Genomic DNA, 18640 nt, shown 5'->3' with positions numbered 1-18640 from the left:
ACGACACCATGAGACAACGGTTGCTGGTTGTGGGTAACGGGATGGCGGGCATGCACATGGTGGAAACCCTGTTGCAGCTGGCGCCGACGCGTTACGACATCACCGTGATTGGCCGTGAGCCGCACGGCAACTATAACCGTGTGCTGTTGTCGCCACTGCTGGCCGGGGAAACCACCGTTGCGCAAACGCTGATCCACGATCGTGACTGGTATCACCGTCACGGCGTGACCTTGCTGGCGGGAGAGACGGTGGAACAGGTGAATGTTGCTGAGCGGACCTTACGCACCGACCAGCGCCTGCTGCACTGGGACCGCCTGGTACTGGCGACCGGATCGCAGCCCTGTCGGCCGTCAGTCCCAGGCAGCGACCTGCCGCATGTCAGCACCTTTCGCACGCTGCAGGATGTGGACACTTTGCTGGCGGGGCAGGGTCCGGTCGTGGTGGTCGGCGGGGGCTTTCTGGGTATAGAAGCGGCCGCCGGCCTTCAGGCGCAGGGGCGTCAGGTTACGCTGCTTCATCGACAGTCGTGTTTGCTGGACAGACAACTGGACGCCAGGGCAGGAGAATTACTGCTGGCCCAGCTCCGGGCGCGCGGCATTCGCTGTGAACTGAATACCAGCCTTGCGGCGATCCGGACGGATAGCGTGATCCTCCACGATGGCCGGGTGCTGGCGGCGCAGCAGGTGGTGATGGCCATTGGTGTCCAGCCGGCAATCGCCCTGGCGCAGGCCGCCGGGATTCCCTGCCAGCGCGGCATTCTGGTGGATCGCCAGTTGCGCAGTGCGCACGCGGGAATTTATGCCGTAGGCGAATGTTGTGAAATCAGCGGCGAGACCTTCGGTCTGGTCGCGCCCTGTCTGGCCCAGGCGAAGATTCTGGCGGCGCAACTGGCCGATCGGCCTCAGGCGGATTTCTACAGCGCGGCCACGGGCACCCGTCTCAAAGTCAGCGGAATTTCCCTGTTTAGCGCCGGTGACGTTCGCGAAGCCCCGTCTGTCATTAGTTTTGACCCGATCGCCGGGCACTATCGCCGCCTGTTCCTCAAAGACGGCCGGCTGAAGGGCGTGCTGCTGTATGGCGACTGCCAGCAAAGTGGTGCGCTGCTGAACCAACTCCATAATGCCGGACCGGTTTCTGTGAATACGCTGTTCGGCCTTGATGAACCTGAAACGCAGCCGCTGGCTGCAGGAAACCCTGTGATGAGCCAAACGAAACCTGTATTAGCCGTGGTGGGTCACGGCATGGTCAGCCACCATTTTCTGGAGCAACTGGTCGATCGTAACCTGCATCAACATTATCACGTGGTGGTTTACGGCGAAGAGCGCTATCAGGCTTACGACCGGGTTCACCTTTCCGAGTATTTCACCGGTAAAACGGCCACGCAGTTGTCGCTGGTAAGCGAAGAATTTTTTGCCCAAAACGCGATTGAACTGCGTAGCGGTTGCCGGGTAGAGGCGATCGATCGCCAGCAGCGCAGCCTGCGCGACAGCGCGGGCCGTGAGCTGGCCTGGGATAAGCTGGTGCTGGCCACCGGCTCGCGCGCCTTTGTCCCCCCGGTACCCGGCCATGACGGCGAGCGCTGCTTTGTCTACCGCACGCTGGACGATCTGGATGCCATCGCAGCCTGTGCCCGCCAGAGTCAGCGCGGCGTGGTGATCGGCGGCGGGCTGCTGGGCCTGGAGGCCGCCAACGCGCTGAAGCAGCTTGGGCTGGAGACCCACGTGGTTGAGTTTGCGCCGCGCCTGATGGCCGTGCAACTGGACGAAGGCGGGGCGCTGATGCTGCGGCAAAAGATCGACGCGCTGGGCGTGACGGTACATACCGCGAAGCAGACCGAACAAATTGCCAGCCAGCCTGACGGCAGTCTGGTGCTGCACTTTGCCGATGGCGGCGAGCTGGCCACCGACCTGGTGCTGTTCTCTGCCGGTATCCGTCCGCGTGATGAGCTGGCCCGCAGTGCCGACATCAGCGTGGGGCCGCGCGGCGGCATTACCATCAATGACCATTGCCAGACCAGTGACAGCGACATTTATGCCATCGGCGAATGCGCGCTGTGGAACGGGCAGATTTTTGGCCTGGTAGCGCCGGGCTACCAGATGGCGCGAGTGCTGGCCGGGCATCTGGCGGCCGAACCCGCGCAGTTCACCGGTGCCGACATGAGCACCAAACTGAAGCTGCTGGGCGTAGACGTCGCCTCCTTTGGCGATGCGCACGGCAAAACGCCGGGCAGCCTGAGCTACCACTGGGCCAATGGACCAAAAGGCATTTACAAGAAGATCGTCGTGAGCGCCGACAATACACGACTGCTGGGCGGCGTGCTGGTGGGAGACAGCAGCGACTATGCCACCCTCCTGCAAACGATGTTAAATGACATGCCGCTGCCGGCAGCACCGGAAGCGCTGATTTTGCCTGTATTAAATGGCGCGCCGGCCAAAGGGTTGGGCGTCGCTGCGCTGCCGGACAGCGCCCAGGTGTGCTCCTGTCATAACGTCAGTAAAGGCGATATCTGCCAGGCGGTGCAAAGTGGCTGTGGCGAGATGGCCAGTATTAAAAGCTGCACCAAAGCGGCAACCGGCTGTGGCGGCTGCGCTGCGCTGGTAAAACAGGTGATGGAGTTTCAGCTGGAAAACCAGGGCGTCGCCGTTAAAAAAGACATCTGTGAGCACTTCGCCTATTCCCGTCAGGCGCTGTATGACCTGATCCGTATCAATGGCATCAAAACCTTTGACGAGCTGCTGGCCAGCCACGGACGGGGCTGTGGTTGCGAGGTATGTAAACCGCTGGTGGGTTCGCTGCTGGCCTCGTGCTGGAACGATTACCTGCTGAAACCGGCCCATTTACCCTTACAGGACACGAATGACCGTTACTTTGCCAATATCCAGAAAGATGGCACCTATTCGGTAGTGCCGCGGGTGCCAGGGGGCGAGATCACGCCACAGGGCCTGATCGCCATCGGCGAAGTGGCCGCGCGTTACGATCTCTATACCAAAATTACCGGCGGCCAGCGTATCGATCTGTTTGGTGCGCGACTGGACCAGTTGCCTGCTATCTGGGAAACCCTGCTGGAAGCCGGCTTTGAAACCGGTCATGCCTACGGAAAATCCCTGCGTACGGTGAAATCCTGCGTTGGCTCGACCTGGTGTCGTTATGGCGTGCAGGATTCTACCGCCTTCGCCATCGCGCTGGAGAACCGGTATAAGGGCCTGCGCGCACCACATAAGATCAAGATGGCCGTGTCCGGCTGTACCCGCGAATGTGCGGAAGCGCAAAGTAAAGATATCGGGGTCATCGCCACGGAAAACGGCTGGAACCTGTATGTCTGCGGCAATGGCGGCATGAAGCCACGCCATGCGGAACTGTTTGCCAGCGATCTGGACGATGACACGTTGATCCGGTACGTCGACCGGATTCTGATGTTCTACGTGCGCACGGCGGATCGCCTGCAGCGTACCAGCGTCTGGATGGATAACATGGAGGGCGGGCTGGACTACCTGCGTGAGGTGGTGATTCATGACAGCCTGGGGATCGCCGCCACGCTGGAACAGGACATGCAACAGGTGGTGGACACCTGGCAGTGCGAATGGCAGACCACGCTGGCCGATCCTTCGCGACGTGCGCTGTTTACCGCCACAGTGAACAGCGATCACCCGGATGAAACGCTGCACTATGCGCGCGTGCGCGGACAGCGCCAGCCCCACAAGGCCAGCGGTATTCCCCTGATGCATCTGCCCGCCGAACCCTGGAGCGAAATCTGCCCACTGGAGGCCATCCCGCCAGAGGCCGGCATCGGGGCCCGTCTTGGCAGCGTCCGTATTGCCTTATTCCGTCTGGGTGATGACTGTTATGCGCTGGAGGATCGTGAGCCAGGCAGCGAAGCCAGCGTGCTGTCACGCGGCATCCTTGGCGATGTTGCCGGGGAGCCGGTGGTGATCTCTCCGCTTTACAAACAGCGGGTGCGCCTGCGGGACGGACAGAGCCTGGATAACCCTCAGCATCAACTGCGCTGCTGGCCGGTCAAACTGGAGAACGGCCAGGTGTGGGTCGCCAACCGTCCGCTTAACCTGATGGCGCAGGCATCATGAAAACCACCTGCGCTTATTGCGGTGTGGGCTGCGGCGTCGAGGTCACGCAGTCGCAGAGCGCGTCGGCTCAGGTCCGGGGCGATGCCAGTCATCCGGCGAATGCCGGGCGGCTGTGCGTGAAGGGCGCGGCGCTGGGCGAAACCCTGACACAGGCCGGACGGTTGCTGCATCCTCAGCTTCATCACCAGCGCGTCAGCATGGAGACGGCGCTGGATGCCGCGGCTGACGGACTGCGCAGGATTATCGATACGTACGGCCCGGAGGCGGTGGCTTTTTACGGTTCCGGCCAGTTGCTGACCGAGGATTACTATGTGGCGAACAAGCTGATGAAAGGTTTTCTCGGCGTCGCCAATATCGATACCAATTCACGCCTGTGTATGGCCTCAGCGGTGACGGGCTATAAACGGGCGTTCGGCGCGGATGCCGTGCCGTGCTGTTACGAGGATCTGGATCAGGCCGAGGTGGTTATCCTGGTCGGCTCGAACGCCGCCTGGGCTCATCCGGTGCTGTTTCAGCGCTTGAAGCAGGCAAAAACGCAGCGCCCTGAGATGCAGGTTGTGGTGATCGATCCGCGCCGCACGGCCAGTTGTGAATTCGCCGATCTGCATTTACCGCTCCGGCCGGGCAGCGATCCGGCCCTGTTTTCGGGCCTGTTGCACTGGCTGGAACAGCATGGCGGCATTGACGCCACGATGCTGCCGCATCTGGACGGTGTAGACACAACCATACAGGCCGCGCGGCAGTGGGATTGTGCGACGGTGGCAGCCCATTGTGATATCAGCCACGACATGATCGCCGCGTTCTACCGGTTGTTTACCCGGCATGAGCGCGTACTGACCTTATGGTGTATGGGCATCAACCAGTCACAAAGCGGCAGTGACAACAACAATGCCATTCTCAATGCGCATCTGCTCAGCGGCAAGATAGGCCGACCCGGCTGCGGCCCGTTTTCGCTGACCGGACAGCCGAATGCGATGGGCGGGCGGGAGGTTGGCGGACTGGCCAACCAACTGGCGGCTCATATGAGTTTCACTGCGGAAGACTGCGACCGTTTACAGCGTTTCTGGCGCAGTCCGCGTATGGCGCGTCAGCCCGGCCTGACGGCGGTCGATCTGTTCGACGCCATTGATCGCGGGGCGGTCAAAGCCGTATGGATTATGGGCACCAATCCGGCGGTTTCGATGCCAGAAGGCAATCGCATTGCCCGGGCGCTGGCTGCCTGTCCGCTGGTGATAGTGTCAGACGTACTGGCGCAAACGGACACCACCGCCTTTGCGCATATTTTGCTACCCGCGCAGGGCTGGGGGGAAAAGAACGGCACCGTGACCAATTCTGAACGCCGGATTTCCCGCCAGCGCGCGTTTATGCCCCCGGCCGGAGAAGCGAAACCGGACTGGTGGTTACTCGCCCAGGTCGCCCAGCGTCTGGGCTTTCATGAAGGCTTTGCCTGGACGCACCCGGCAGCCATTTTCCGCGAACACGCGGCGTTGTCGGGGTTTGAGAACAACGGCCAGCGCGCGTTTGATATCAGCGGTCTGGCCGGGATGAGCGACGCACAGTGGGATGCGCTGACGCCGGTGCAGTGGCCGGTCAACGTCCGCTATCCCCAGGGTTGCGCGCGGCTGTTTAGCGACCGGCACTTTTACCATCCTGATGGTAAAGCCCGCCTGTTGCCACCGGCCACGCCGCAGCCCGTCACGTGCAGGGCGGCGTATCCGTTATTGATGAACAGCGGACGGATCCGCGATCAGTGGCACACCATGACACGCACCGGCCTGGTTCCCCGACTCATGCAGCATTGTGATGAGCCGTTTGCAGCACTGCATCCGCAGGACGCACAACGCTATGGCCTGTGCGCGGGGGCACTGGCACGGGTGCAGTCCGACGCGGGCTGGATGACGGTGCGCGTGACGCTGGACAGCGGTCTGCGACGCGGTGAGATCTTTGTCCCTATGCACTGGAACCGACAGTTCAGCCTGCAGGGCACGGTCGGCGGGCTGGTGGCCTCAACCCGCTGTCCGGTCTCGGCACAGCCTGCCTTTAAACAAACCGCCGTACGTATCCAGCCGCTCCACACCCGCTGGCAGGGCTGGCTCTGGCAGCGCGACGTAAGCCCGCCTGACGGGCTGCGCTACTGGGCGCGTACACCCTATGAGGGCGCGCAACGTTTTAGCCTGGCCGGAGACGGTTCGCCAGAACAGTGGCTCACGGCAACGATCCCGCTGGACGGGCTGCAACGGCAAACCGCCCACGCGGCGGAACCGCATTACCGCCTGCTGGCCTGGCGCAACGGTGAGCTGCAGCTGGCCTTTTATGCCGGCGCGTCGTTACCCGCGATCGATCATGACTGGGTTGCGCAGGCTTTTCGCCAGGCGCCGGCGAATGCGGCGGAACGGCATGCTCTGCTGGCGGGACAATCGGCACAACGTGCCGTGGCTGGCCGGACGATCTGTAGCTGCTTTGGCGTCGGAGAAAACACGATCTTACAGGCGATTAAACAGGGCTGTCACAGCACCCAAGCACTGGGTAACGCACTCAACTGTGGTACTAACTGCGGCTCCTGTCTGCCGGAGCTAAAACACCTTTTGCTTTCCGTTGCTGTACCGGAGGAAGAATGACGATCGCGATCAACGCTTTAGATAAACTGCTGGCGCCGGAAAACGCGTCCAGCCCGGGCAAGGTCTGGCTGGTCGGGGCCGGGCCGGGGGATGTGGAGCTACTGACAGTCAAGGCGCTGCGTCTGCTGCAACGCGCGGACGTCGTGGTTTATGATCGCCTGGTCAGCGAAGCGGTGATGGCGGAAGTCGCCAGCAGCGCGCTCTGTATCGACGTCGGTAAACAGCCGGGTCATCACGGCCTGAAGCAGGCACAGATCAATCAACTGCTGGTGGATCTGGCCGCCAGCGGGCGCAATGTCGTGCGGTTAAAAGGCGGCGATCCCTTTATCTTTGGCCGTGGCGGCGAAGAGATGGTCAGCCTGCAGCAGGCGAATATTGTCTGCGAGGTGGTACCCGGCATTACCGCCGCCGTGGGCTGTGCGGCTGCCAGCGGTATTCCGCTGACGCACCGTGACTGCGCCCAGTCATTGCGCTTTATCACCGGGCACGGGCGCAGCGGCGAACCGCAGCTGGATGCGGCGGCGCTGACCGCCACCAATCAGACGCTGGTGTTTTACATGGGGTTAAGCTGGAGCAGCGTGATTAGCGCCCGGTTACGGGAATATGGCCGCAGTGAGGCGACGCCGGTGGCAATCATTGAAAACGGTACGCGCCGGGACCAGCGGGTGCTGATCACCACGCTGGCCGGGCTGCCTGATACGGTCGAACAGCAAAAACCGGTGTCACCGTCGTTACTGATTGTGGGCGACGTGGTGCGCTATTACCGTGCCGATCTTATGGCTGCCCAACCGCGCGAGACGGCGATGAGCGTGACGGCATCGCACTGACGATGACGGCGTCGGGGGAAAAATCAGGGACAGACTATCCTGACCGGCGGGTCGGAGTAGGCGCAACCAGCACCCTGACGCCCAGCGCTTCAAAGGCCGCAATATGCGACGGGCTGATCCCACTGTCGGTGATCAGATAGTGGATGTGGCTCCAGTCGCAGGGCAGGGCAAACATCGAGACCTTGTCGATTTTGCTGGAGTCCGCCACGACATAAACGGTACTGGCGGAGTTAATCATCGCCATTTTCACTTTAATATCGGTTTCACTGGGAAAGCTCAGGCCCAGCCGCGGCGAAATACAGGCGGTGGCGAGAAACAGCTTTTCCGCCAGCACATTTTCAAAAAAGCTGGCCGCTTTCTCGCCCGACGTTGACAGCGTCGGAAACTTAAAGGTGCCGCCTGTCAGCAACACATTAATGCCGGGCTCACCGCCCAGTTTCAGGGCGATGTTGACGGCGGTGGTGACCACAGACAGACGGCGAATGTGGCTGATGGCATCGGCAATTGCCGTCGTTGTCGTACCGGAATCGAAAATCACCGTATCGCCATTTTCGATGTGCTGTGCGGCCAGACGACCAATGGCGTCTTTCTCTTCCAGATGCGTCTGACGTTCAAGCTGCAACAGGCCGGTGTTCTGCTTGCCGGTCATCAGCGTTGCGCCACCATGATAGCGTTGTACAAATCCCTGTTTTTGCAGCATGCGCAGGTCGGTCCGCAGCGTGGCCTCGGTAAGCCCAAAGGTTTGGGTTAACGCTTTAACCGTTACCGTGCCGTCTTCCCGAATCATCTCTAAAATCTTTTCACGCCGCTGCTGCATTTCAGCTAACTGCTCAGTTTTGCTTTTCAATCGAAATGCTCCCTCTTTTACTTGCATCGGGCTTCGTGCATTCACGCGCTGTGAAAGAGTTTACCTTGCCGGTTTCGCGTTGGCGAGTGAGCGCCGATTCTCTGTTTGTTTTCGAACGAAAATGAATGTGACTTATTGTCGCCTCCTGTCTCTCACCCTGTCACCGTTTGCACCGCCTGTTTCACGGGATCTGTAATCTGGATCACGGGATTTTAACGGGCTGTCGCTGCCTGAAGGGCATTTTCGCGAAATTTGATCTTAGCCACATTAACCATCAATTCGATAGCATATATTTTTGTTCGAAAATGATTGTGGGGAATTAAAAACCTGAGAGGACAGTCGGATGAGCAGTGAATATGACGTTAACCTGCGTTATGGCGTAGACAACAACATGGATCTCAGCGGCAAAGTAGCCGTGGTGACGGGCGGCCTGGGCGGCATTGCCATGGCCAGTAACGAGATGCTGTTGAAGAAAGGGGCTCGCCTGGCGCTGCTTTATCCGCCTTTTGAAGCCGAAAAAGCGGAACACCTGCGTGAGACGTTCGCCGGTCAGCCGGTGCAGCTGGTGTGCTGTGATGTGACGGAACCTGCCGACGTTGAACGGGCGTTCGGGGAGGTGGAAAACCACTACGGATATATCGACATTCTGGTGAACTGCGCGGGCTATGTGATGCTCCAGCCGGTGCTGGACACCGAATTTGCGGAATGGCAAAAGCAGATCGCCGTCAATCTGACCGGGCCTTTTCTGTGCTCGCAGGCAGTGGCGAAACGCATGGTCCGGGCTGGCAACGGCGGCAAGATTATTAATATCGCCTCTCAGGCGGCCTCCATCGCTATCGACAACCATGTGGCCTATACCTCGGCGAAAGCTGGCCTGCTGGGTATGACAAAGGTGATGGCGAAAGAGTTCGCCCCGCACCGCATTAACGTCAATACCTTATCACCGACGGTGGTACTGACGCCCATGGGCGAAAAAGCCTGGCGCGGTGAGAAGGGCACAGAAATGAAAAAACTCATCCCCTTAGGCCGCTTTGCCTATACCGACGAAATTGCCGCCGCCGTCCTGTTCTTTGCCAGCAATGGCAGCGACATGATCACCGGTGCTGACCTGATGATCGACGGTGGATTCACCATCTGGTAAGGCGACCGGCCCCGTCATCTTTTCCCTGCCACAACGATAATAGCGAGACATCACCATGAAAAAAACGACGTTGCTCTGTACTTCGATTGCCGCCTGCCTGTTTTCCCACGCGGCGCTTGCCGTGGAAAAGGGCACCATCATGATTTTGGTTAACTCCCTGGATAATCCCTATTACGCCTCAGAAGCGAAGGGGGCCAATCTGAAAGCGCAGGAACTGGGCTACAAAACCTCGGTGCTGTCTCATGGTGAGGATGTCAAAAAACAAAATGAGCTGATCGATGCGGCCATCGGCAAAAAAGTGCAGGGCATCATTCTGGATAACGCGGACTCGACAGCCAGCGTCGCGGCCATTAAGAAAGCGAAAGACGCCGGGATACCGGTGGTGTTAATCAATCGCGAAATCCCGGTAGACGATGTGGCGCTGGAACAAATCACCCATAACAATTTTCAGGCCGGTTCGGATGTGGCCAACGTGTTTGTCGAGAAAATGGGTGAGAAAGGCAAGTATGCCGAGCTGACCTGTAACCTCGCAGACAATAACTGCGTCACCCGTTCAAAATCCTTCCACCAGGTACTGGAACAGTATCCCGATATGCAAAGCATCGCCCGTCAGGATGCCAAGGGCACGCTTATCGACGGCAAACGCATCATGGACAGCATTTTACAGGCCCACCCGGACGTAAAAGGGGTGATTTGCGGTAATGGTCCGGTTGCGCTGGGCGCGATTGCCGCACTGAAAGCGGCAGGCCGCAACGATGTGGTCGTGGTCGGGATTGACGGCAGCAATGACGAGCGTGATGCGGTGAAAGCCGGGACCTTAAAAGCCACCGTCATGCTGCAGGCCCAGGCGATTGCCGCGCAGGGCATGACTGACCTGGATAACTACATCCAGAAGGGCGTCAAGCCGGAGAAACAACGTGTGATGTTCCGCGGCATTCTGATCACGCCAGACAATGCCAAAAACGTACAAGATTTTAACTACAAGTCGTAATTCACGCGTATTGCGCCCGTCTTTACGGGCGCCAGGGAGAATGTATGTACAACCGACTCTGTCTGATACTGGTGGTTGCCGCGCTGAGTGGCTGCCGTATTGTCTCGCAGCAGGAACTGGCCGATCTCAAGAATCCCCCCAATCCGCACATGGCCAACATCCACGCCCTCTGGCAGCAGAAGCTGGTTCCGCAGATCGTCGCTCAGGCCAGACCGCTGGGCGAGTTGATGCAGCGGCTGCAGGCAGAGAAGGATCTGGACAGCGCCTGTAAGGCGCTCGGCTATCGCTCACAAAGCGAAAACCCCTGTGTCTTTAGCGTCAGTGTCAGCGGCGATGTCACGGCGCTGGAGACCACCTCGCGCAACGGCAAAATGAAAGTCAAAGATGCATCGGGTGACACTGTCACTATTCAGACGGGCCCGATTATTCGTGGTACGGCGCTGCGGGATGCGTATAAAGGCATCAGCTATCAGGACTTCAACAATCAGGACCTGTTCAGTGATTTTGGCAAAGCCATTAATCAGCAGGCCGTCAACATGATGAAGGACAGCCATATCAAAACCGGTGATCACGTCCAGGTGGTAGGGGTGTTCAGTAGTTGGGATATTCCGCGCGCCCTTCCTGCTATCACGCCAGCCCAGATTACGCGTCAGTGAGGAGGTGATCATGCCTGAAGCGCAACCGCAAGACGACGTCATTATTGAAACGCGTGGCCTGTCACGCGTGTATCCCGGTGTGACCGCGCTGGATCAGGTCAATTATCGGGTGTATCGCAACAAAGTAAATGTGCTGATCGGGGAGAACGGCGCAGGCAAATCCACCATGATGAAGATGCTGGCGGGGGTTGAAACGCCCTCATCAGGTGAAATCTGGCTGGATGGCAAGCCGGTTACGCTCAGTTCCACTCATCAGGCTGAGAAGTTGGGCATCAGCATTATTTTTCAGGAACTGAACCTGTTCCCCAATATGAACGTGATGGACAACATCTTTATCGCCAACGAATTCTTTCAGCGCGGCGTCATCAATGAAAAGTACCAGTATCAGCTGGCCCAGGCGCTGCTGGAGCGGCTGGAGCTGGACGTCGATCCCTGTGCGCCGCTGGATGAGTTAGGCATTGGTCATCAACAACTGGTAGAGATCGCCCGGGCGCTGTCAAAGGACACGCGCGTGCTGATCATGGACGAACCCACCAGCGCCCTGAGTCAGTCGGAAGTCAAAGTGCTGTTCAACGTGATTGAGCAACTCAAGCGACGTGGCGTCACCATCATTTATATCTCCCATCGGCTGGAAGAACTGATGGAAATTGGCGACCACATCACCATTTTCCGGGACGGGCGCTTTATTGCGGAACGGGAGGTGCGCGAGGCCAGCGTGCCCTGGATCATTGCGCAAATGGTGGGCGACAAGAAAAAACACTTCGACTATCAGCCTGCCGTACAGGGCGAAACGGTACTGAAAGTCGACGGGCTGACGGCGCTGCATCAGAACGGCGGTTACCGCCTGAATGCAGTCAGTTTTAGCCTGCGCAAAGGCGAGGTGATTGGGATTTATGGTCTGCTGGGTGCCGGGCGAACGGAGCTGTTTAAAGGTCTGATCGGGCTACAGCCCTGTCAGGACGGGCATATCTGTCTGGGTGAGCAGCGACTGGATACCTGTAATTTTCAGCAGCGGCTCAGGCGTGGGATTGCGCTGGTGCCAGAGGATCGCAAGGGCGAAGGCTTCGTGGGGTTGATGTCGATCACCGCCAACATGACGTTGTCCGATCTCAGCCTGCGCGGGTTTCGACGCGCGCTGGGCCTCATAAACCCTGAACGGGAGCAGCAGCGGGTGAATGAGATGATTCGGCAGCTGGCCATTAAAGTCAGCGACAGCGAACTGCCCATCACCTCGCTGAGCGGCGGCAACCAACAGAAAGTGGTGCTGGGCAAAGCGCTGATGACCGGTCCTCAGGTCGTCCTGCTCGATGAACCCACGCGCGGCATTGATGTGGGCGCCAAAACCGATGTGTACCACCTGATTGGTCAGCTGGCGCAACAGGGGCTGGCGGTCATGTTTTCGTCGTCTGAACTGGATGAGGTCATGGCGCTGGCCGATCGCATTCTGGTGATGGCCGACGGCCGTATTACTGCCGATCTTCCCCGCGCGGATGCCACGCGCGAAAAACTGATTAGCGCGTCAACCCCGCAAGCCTGAGGTGCCGGAGAACTCCATGAACCAAAAATATCTGCTTTATATGTATATGCTCAAGGCGCGTACCTTTATTGCCTTACTGATCGTCGTCGGTTTCTTTAGCGTCATGGTACCGAATTTTCTGACGCCCTCTAACGTACTGATCATGACGCAGCATGTGGCGATTACCGGCCTGCTGGCGATTGGCATGACGCTGGTGATCCTGACCGGCGGCATTGATCTCTCGGTGGGCGCGGTTGCCGGTATCTGCGGTATGGTCGCGGGGGCGTTGCTGACCGCAGGCATCCCGTTATGGCACGGGAACCGGCTCTTTCTGAACGTGCCGGAGGTGATTCTGGTGGTAGCGCTGTTTGGTGTGCTGGTGGGCATGCTTAACGGGACGATAATTACCCGGTTGGGCGTCGCCCCCTTCATCTGTACCCTAGGCGTGATGTATGTCGCCCGCGGCGCGGCGCTGCTGTTTAACGATGGCGCGACCTATGCCAACCTGGTGGGCCTGCCTGCGTTAGGCAACACCGGCTTCGCGTGGTTAGGATCGGGCACCTTCCTGGGCGTGTACATTCCGATCTGGCTGATGATCGGCTTCCTGCTGCTTGGCCTTTATCTCACCCGTAAAACGCCGCTTGGTCGCTACATCTATGCGACGGGCGGCAATGAACCGGCCGCAAGGCTGGCCGGTGTGCCGATTATCAAAGTGAAAGTATTCGTCTATGCCTTTTCGGGCCTGTGTGCCGCACTGGTCGGCCTGATCGTTGCCTCCCAGTTACAGACTGCGCATCCGATGACCGGCAATATGTTTGAAATGGATGCTATCGGTGCCACGGTGCTGGGCGGTACCGCGCTGGCGGGGGGACGCGGTCGTCTCTCCGGCTCAATCATCGGGGCCTTTGTTATCGTCTTTCTGGCTGACGGCATGGTCATGATGGGCGTCAGTGATTTCTGGCAAATGGTGATCAAGGGCGTGGTGATAGTGACCGCCGTGGTGATTGACCAGTTCCAGCAGCGCCTGCAGAGCAAAGTGATACTGCTGCGTCGTCATGAAAAAAAGCAGCCGGTCACGCCACGGGCTGATATCAGTCATGGATAACAGGGGAGCAGCATGAACCGCAATTTTAGTGGAAAAACCGTGGTGATCACCGGCGCCTGCCGTGGGATTGGTGCCGGCATCGCCGCCCGCTTTGCCCAGGACGGCGCAAACCTTGTGATGGTCTCCAATGCTGATCGGGTATTTGCCACGGCCGACAGTCTTCGCGCCACCGGGGCCGCTATCATGGCCCTGCAGGCGGATGTCACGGATGAAGCGCAGGTACAACGCCTGTATCGGCAGGCCGCAGAACGTTTTGGCGGCATTGACGTGTCGATTCAAAACGCAGGGATTATCACCATTGATGCGTTTGATGCGCTGCCGAAAAGCGATTTCGAGCGCGTGCTCGCCGTCAATACCACCGGTGTCTGGCTGTGCTGTCGTGAGGCGGCCAAATACATGGTGCAGCAAAACGGCGGCAGCCTGATCAATACGTCCTCCGGCCAGGGACGCAAAGGCTTTATCTACACGCCGCATTACGCCGCCAGTAAAATGGGGGTAATCGGTATTACACAAAGTCTGGCACTGGAACTGGCGCGCTGGAACATTACCGTGAATGCGTTTTGCCCGGGCATTATTGAAAGTGAAATGTGGGATTACAACGATCGGGCCTGGGGGGCCATTCTCAGCAGCGATAAGAAAACCTATGGCAAAAGCGAACTGATGGCGGAGTGGGTCGACACAATTCCGTTGAAGCGCGCCGGACAGCCGCAGGATGTGGCCGGGCTGGTGGCGTTTTTGGCCTCGGATGATGCGCGCTATATTACCGGGCAAACGATCAATGTGGACGGCGGATTGATTTTCTCCTGATGTTTTCCCCGGCGCGTTACGTCGGTGAAGGGTTATCTTAACCCCGTTTCATGCGGGGTTTGCCGCTTCGCTGAGCACAAATATCGCTTCAAATCATTAATCTGTGTCACATTATGCTAAAATAGTCTGCGCTGGTTTTGTCATTCTCGTTGAGAAACCACCTGATAATGTTTATGCCCGGACCTGATGATGTGATTTACAGACCTGTTCTCCTCGCGTTGACTGTCATGACGGCCTTCGCCGCCGCCCCTGTTCGTGCGCTGCAAGCCGACAGTCAGATTCCTGCCACCCCGTTTGGCGATCCCTCTCGTTTCCGGCAGTCGCTTGACGACCTTCCGTCGCTGGGGCATGTCGAGGAGGATCATCAGTGGAGTGAAAAACTGGCGAAGGCGGCGAAAAGCATTGCAGAAGCCAGTGAAAGCAGCAGCGATGTGACCTTTGGTCAGCAGGCCGGGCAGTGGGCGTTTAATCATCTGCGTGACGAAGTTGCGACGCGGGTGGAAACGGAAGGGCAGTCGCTGCTCTCTCCCTACGGTAATGCAGAATTCGACCTGAAAGTTGACATGGACGGCAATTTTGACGGGACCGGCGGTAATCTGTTTAGTCCGCTGGCCGATGAAAACCGCTATCTGACGTTTAGTCAGCTTGGTCTGCACGATACGGTGGAAGGGGTGGTCGGTAATGCGGGACTGGGCCAGCGCTGGGATCTGGGCAACTGGCTGTTAGGCTACAACAGTTTTATCGATCGCAGTTTTCGCAGCGGCCTCCAGCGCGCATCGGTGGGAACGGAAGCCTGGAGCAACAACCTGCGGCTCTCCGCTAATTACTATCATCCGCTTTCAGGATGGCGCAATCGTGACAGCAGCCAGCAATACCGCATGGCCGAAGGTTACGACATCACCACTCAAAGCTATCTTCCTTTTTACCGTCAACTGGGCGTGTCATTCAGTTATCAGCAGTATCTGGGTGAAAAGGTTGATCTGTTTAACAGCGGTAATCGCTACCACAATCCGGCGGCACTCTCGCTCGGGCTGTCTTACACGCCCGTGCCGCTGGTGACCTTCACGGCCAGCCACAAAACCAGCAGTGCCGGCGAGACCCAGGATCAGGTTGGGCTGAAACTGAATTATCGTTTTGGCGTGGCTTTAAGCCGCCAGCTGGATGCCAGTAACGTCGCTGAGATGCGTTCGTTGCGTGGCAGTCGCTACGATACCGTCACGCGCAGCCAAACGCCGGTAATGGCTTACCGGCAGCGCAAAACCCTCTCCGTGTTTCTGGCGACGCCGCCATGGCAGCTTAATCCGGGCGAGAGCGTTCCACTTAAGCTGCAGGTACGCGCCAGTCATGCGATTAAGGGGCTGAGCTGGCAGGGCGACACGGCGGCGCTGAGTCTGACTGCTCCCCCGAACAACAGTGCAACGGACGGCTGGAGCGTGATTGTGCCGCCGTGGGACAGCACGCCAGGGGCCAGCAATACTTACCATCTGTCGGTTACGGTCGAAGACAGTAAACAACAGCGCGTGACGTCCAACTGGATCACCCTCAGGGTCCAGCCGCCGTTGTCGCTGGATGAGCCGCCCGCGGAACAGGCGGAGGCGCGCTCGCCGGTTACCGATCCGCTGAGCTTCAGCGACTAACGTCACAATAAAATGTGATTTTTGTCACACTTTTTCACTGGTAAAAGCACATGCACACTCGCAGAATCGGCAAAAATATCCATTCATCTGCACACCATGATTCTTCGACCACCCAACCATTGGTTTATCCGCCTGTTTGCCTGGCATGGCTCTGTTCTGCCCGATATCCTGTTCCGCCTGTTTCTTAACCTGTTAATGTCGCTGCTCGCCCTGGCGTTGCTGGACTGGTATGAAACCCTGGGCATTAAGCTCACGCTGGCGCCGTTCAGCCTGTTGGGCGTCTCCATCGCTATCTTTCTGGGTTTCCGTAACAGCGTTTGCTATGCGCGATTCAGCGAGGCCCGCCTGTTACTGGGGGCGTTGCTGATTGCCTGCCGTAATATTTTGCGTCAGGTTATTGCCTTCTGTCCGGCAGATGCGGAGCGGGTGCAGGCCATGCTGCTGGCATTCTGTGCCAGTCTGAAACATCAACTCCGTCATACGGATGCACGTGACGACCTGACGCGCCTGCTGGGCAGCGAGGCCGAGGTGCTGCTGGGCCAGCACTCGGCGGCAAATATGCTGCATCTGCAATTGTCGCAGTGGCTGGCAAAGCAGCGACAAATAGGGGTAATCAGCGATATTGTCTGGAGCACGATTGACAACAACCTCAACCAGATTGCGGCAGTGCTGGGAGGATGTGAACGGCTGGCCAGCATGCCGGTGCCGTTTGCCTATGGCTTGCTGCTACGGCGTACCGTTTATCTGTTTTGTGCGTTGCTGCCGTTTGCGCTGGCGCCGGACCTGCATGCGATGACGCCGCTGGTGTCGATGTTTATTTCCTACACCTTTTTGTCACTCGATACGCTGGCGGAAGAGCTGGAAATGCCGTTTGGCTATAAGAATAACCATCTGCCGATGGATGCTATCTGCATCAACATAGAAATCAATTTGCGGGAAATGTCGGGAGAGAAGGATCTGCCCCAACCGATGCAGCCGGACTGTCACTATCGCCTGAGCTGAGAGGACGGGGTAAAGAGAAACGGCCCGTCAGACACAGGCCGGGCCGTTTAACAATGAGGGGGTAACGCTTAGAACTGGTAGACCAGACCTACCGCTGTAATGTCATCTGTTGCCAGACCCAGCGGATTATTTTTCTTCAGCAGGTTAATACGGTATTCGCCGTACACCGACATGTTTTTATTGAAGTAGTAAGTTGCACCCACAGAAGAGTATTTATACAGATCGGCATCACCGATGCCTTCAATGTCTTTGCCTTTTGAGGTGACGTAGCTTAATGAAGGGCGTAAGCCATTCAGGAACTGGTATTGCGCAACAAATTCCATGTTCTGTGCTTTGTTAGCGAAACCGGTCGCACTGGAAGGCATCGGTGTGGCGTTAAGCGTTTCACCGTACATTGCTGCCAGGTAAATCTGGTTAGCATCATACTTAACAGATGTTGCCCATACCTGTCCTTTGTCACCGCGACCAAAAGTCGCTGCGTTTTGTGCCTGAGTACGTTGCAGGCTTGAGTAAGCGCCAGCAAAACTCAAACCAAAATCAAAGTCATATGAGGTAGATAAAGCAAAGCCATCGCCATTCGCACGGCTCACCTGCAGACCGGCATTGTTGGTCGAGGTACGATCGTTCTTACCTTCGTACTGTGCCGCAATGTTCCAGCCCTTCACCAGACCAAAGAAGTCTTTATTGCGCCAGGTCAGTACACCACCTGAGCGAGCAGTCAGGAAGGCGTCGTTATAGGCAGAGTCTCCACCCCATACCGGCAACATATCGGTGTAGCTTAATGCGTCATAAACCAGACCGTAGTTACGGCCGTAGTCCAGTGAACCCAGTTCGCCATATTTCAGCCCGGCATAACCCAGGCGGGTTTTGTTACCGGTGTTGGCATCTGCACCTTCAGAGTTTTTGACGCTGAACTGGTACTGCCAGAAACCATAGCCAGTGAGTTGATCGGTGATGGCGGTTTCGCCTTTAAAACCGATGCGGGCATAGGAAGTGAGATCGCCATTATTTGACGGATCATCTGAAAAATAATGCGAAACGTTAACCTTGCCTTGTAAATCCAGCTTATTTCCGTCTTTATTATAAATTTGTGCGGCCTGAGCAGTCGGCAGGCCGATCAGTAACGGCATTAATGCCGCCACTAAAGTGCGCTTCATCATTTATTATTTACCCTGTGGTTGTCTTATTATTTGCCCCTCTGGTGGGGTGAAAAGAAAATGACACAAATTGTTAATCCAGCCTAGCGCAATAAGTGTAACTAATTGTGTATTCAGGGAACTAAACGATAAAATCGCCATTGCTGAGTAGTGTTTACCCGGTGTTATTGTTTTTTCTTATGATTTATCTGCCAATGAAAAGAATAAAATATCATATATAACAGTGGCTTGTTTGGTGTTGCTCGCCCGCCTTA

13 protein-coding genes are annotated in these 18640 nt (G+C 57.7%); 11 read left to right on the top strand and 2 right to left on the bottom strand.

Annotated elements, in window-relative coordinates; translation table 11 throughout:
- The first annotated feature begins 8 nt into the window (after positions 1-8).
- The 3 genes from nirB to cobA are packed head-to-tail and all read left to right on the top strand — an operon-like array spanning position 9 to position 7527.
- Positions 9-4082, top strand: coding sequence for a nitrite reductase large subunit NirB (nirB, locus tag RAC60_RS03245; RefSeq protein WP_324028496.1), 4074 nt, complete (start codon positions 9-11; stop codon positions 4080-4082).
- Positions 4079-6700, top strand: coding sequence for a molybdopterin-dependent oxidoreductase (locus tag RAC60_RS03240; RefSeq protein WP_375092606.1), 2622 nt, complete (start codon positions 4079-4081; stop codon positions 6698-6700). Before nirB ends, RAC60_RS03240 begins: the two co-directional genes overlap by 4 nt.
- Positions 6697-7527 carry a uroporphyrinogen-III C-methyltransferase gene (gene cobA, locus RAC60_RS03235; protein WP_039340685.1) on the top strand — a complete coding sequence of 277 codons (831 nt, stop codon included), beginning with the start codon at positions 6697-6699 and terminating at the stop codon, positions 7525-7527. Before RAC60_RS03240 ends, cobA begins: the two co-directional genes overlap by 4 nt.
- 34 nt (positions 7528-7561) lie before the next feature.
- Here cobA and RAC60_RS03230 read toward each other — a convergent pair whose 3' ends face one another.
- The gene (locus RAC60_RS03230; protein ID WP_033741089.1) at positions 7562-8374 is read right to left on the bottom strand and encodes a DeoR/GlpR family DNA-binding transcription regulator; all 813 of its coding nucleotides are present in this window, start codon (positions 8372-8374) and stop codon (positions 7562-7564) included.
- A 343-nt stretch (positions 8375-8717) separates the two neighbouring features.
- On the opposite strand from RAC60_RS03230, the gene RAC60_RS03225 reads away from it, so the two are divergent.
- From RAC60_RS03225 to RAC60_RS03190, 8 genes are all read left to right on the top strand, one after another.
- Positions 8718-9515, top strand: a complete 798-nt coding sequence (locus RAC60_RS03225; RefSeq protein WP_205951800.1) for a GolD/DthD family dehydrogenase — start codon at positions 8718-8720, stop codon at positions 9513-9515.
- Positions 9516-9570: 55 nt separating this feature from the next.
- Positions 9571-10506 carry a D-ribose ABC transporter substrate-binding protein gene (locus RAC60_RS03220; protein ID WP_033741095.1) on the top strand — a complete coding sequence of 312 codons (936 nt, stop codon included), beginning with the start codon at positions 9571-9573 and terminating at the stop codon, positions 10504-10506.
- 44 nt (positions 10507-10550) lie between these two features.
- Positions 10551-11162 carry a DUF2291 family protein gene (locus RAC60_RS03215; RefSeq protein ID WP_164481854.1) on the top strand — a complete coding sequence of 204 codons (612 nt, stop codon included), beginning with the start codon at positions 10551-10553 and terminating at the stop codon, positions 11160-11162.
- Between the two features lie 10 nt (positions 11163-11172).
- Complete coding sequence (locus tag RAC60_RS03210) at positions 11173-12699, top strand: sugar ABC transporter ATP-binding protein (RefSeq protein ID WP_375092603.1); 1527 nt, start codon at positions 11173-11175, stop codon at positions 12697-12699.
- Positions 12700-12715: 16 nt separating this feature from the next.
- Positions 12716-13783, top strand: coding sequence for an ABC transporter permease (locus RAC60_RS03205; RefSeq protein ID WP_172912406.1), 1068 nt, complete (start codon positions 12716-12718; stop codon positions 13781-13783).
- A 12-nt stretch (positions 13784-13795) separates the two neighbouring features.
- The gene (locus RAC60_RS03200) at positions 13796-14590 is read left to right on the top strand and encodes an SDR family oxidoreductase (RefSeq protein ID WP_375092601.1); all 795 of its coding nucleotides are present in this window, start codon (positions 13796-13798) and stop codon (positions 14588-14590) included.
- 164 nt (positions 14591-14754) lie between these two features.
- The gene (locus RAC60_RS03195) at positions 14755-16227 is read left to right on the top strand and encodes a YchO/YchP family invasin (protein ID WP_375092679.1); all 1473 of its coding nucleotides are present in this window, start codon (positions 14755-14757) and stop codon (positions 16225-16227) included.
- Positions 16228-16323: 96 nt separating this feature from the next.
- On the top strand, positions 16324-17229 hold the full coding sequence (locus RAC60_RS03190) for a bestrophin family protein (RefSeq protein ID WP_033741099.1): 906 nt from the start codon (positions 16324-16326) through the stop codon (positions 17227-17229).
- Between the two features lie 68 nt (positions 17230-17297).
- On the opposite strand, the gene RAC60_RS03185 is transcribed toward RAC60_RS03190, so the two are convergent.
- On the bottom strand, positions 17298-18389 hold the full coding sequence (locus RAC60_RS03185; protein ID WP_033741100.1) for a porin: 1092 nt from the start codon (positions 18387-18389) through the stop codon (positions 17298-17300).
- Between the last annotated feature and the right edge of the window lie 251 nt (positions 18390-18640).

Source organism: Pantoea sp. BR_17 (assembly GCF_041955125.1).
GTDB lineage: Bacteria > Pseudomonadota > Gammaproteobacteria > Enterobacterales > Enterobacteriaceae > Pantoea > Pantoea stewartii.
Note: the sequence above shows the minus strand (reverse complement) of the source record. Positions and strands in the feature narration are given on the sequence as shown.

Coding starts and splice junctions, on each gene's coding strand:
- nirB (WP_324028496.1), top strand. CDS start 9: ATGAGACAACGGTTGCTGGTTGTGGGTAACGGGATGGCGGGCATGCAC.
- RAC60_RS03240 (WP_375092606.1), top strand. CDS start 4,079: ATGAAAACCACCTGCGCTTATTGCGGTGTGGGCTGCGGCGTCGAGGTC.
- cobA (WP_039340685.1), top strand. CDS start 6,697: ATGACGATCGCGATCAACGCTTTAGATAAACTGCTGGCGCCGGAAAAC.
- RAC60_RS03225 (WP_205951800.1), top strand. CDS start 8,718: ATGAGCAGTGAATATGACGTTAACCTGCGTTATGGCGTAGACAACAAC.
- RAC60_RS03220 (WP_033741095.1), top strand. CDS start 9,571: ATGAAAAAAACGACGTTGCTCTGTACTTCGATTGCCGCCTGCCTGTTT.
- RAC60_RS03215 (WP_164481854.1), top strand. CDS start 10,551: ATGTACAACCGACTCTGTCTGATACTGGTGGTTGCCGCGCTGAGTGGC.
- RAC60_RS03210 (WP_375092603.1), top strand. CDS start 11,173: ATGCCTGAAGCGCAACCGCAAGACGACGTCATTATTGAAACGCGTGGC.
- RAC60_RS03205 (WP_172912406.1), top strand. CDS start 12,716: ATGAACCAAAAATATCTGCTTTATATGTATATGCTCAAGGCGCGTACC.
- RAC60_RS03200 (WP_375092601.1), top strand. CDS start 13,796: ATGAACCGCAATTTTAGTGGAAAAACCGTGGTGATCACCGGCGCCTGC.
- RAC60_RS03190 (WP_033741099.1), top strand. CDS start 16,324: ATGATTCTTCGACCACCCAACCATTGGTTTATCCGCCTGTTTGCCTGG.
- RAC60_RS03185 (WP_033741100.1), bottom strand. CDS start 18,389: ATGATGAAGCGCACTTTAGTGGCGGCATTAATGCCGTTACTGATCGGC.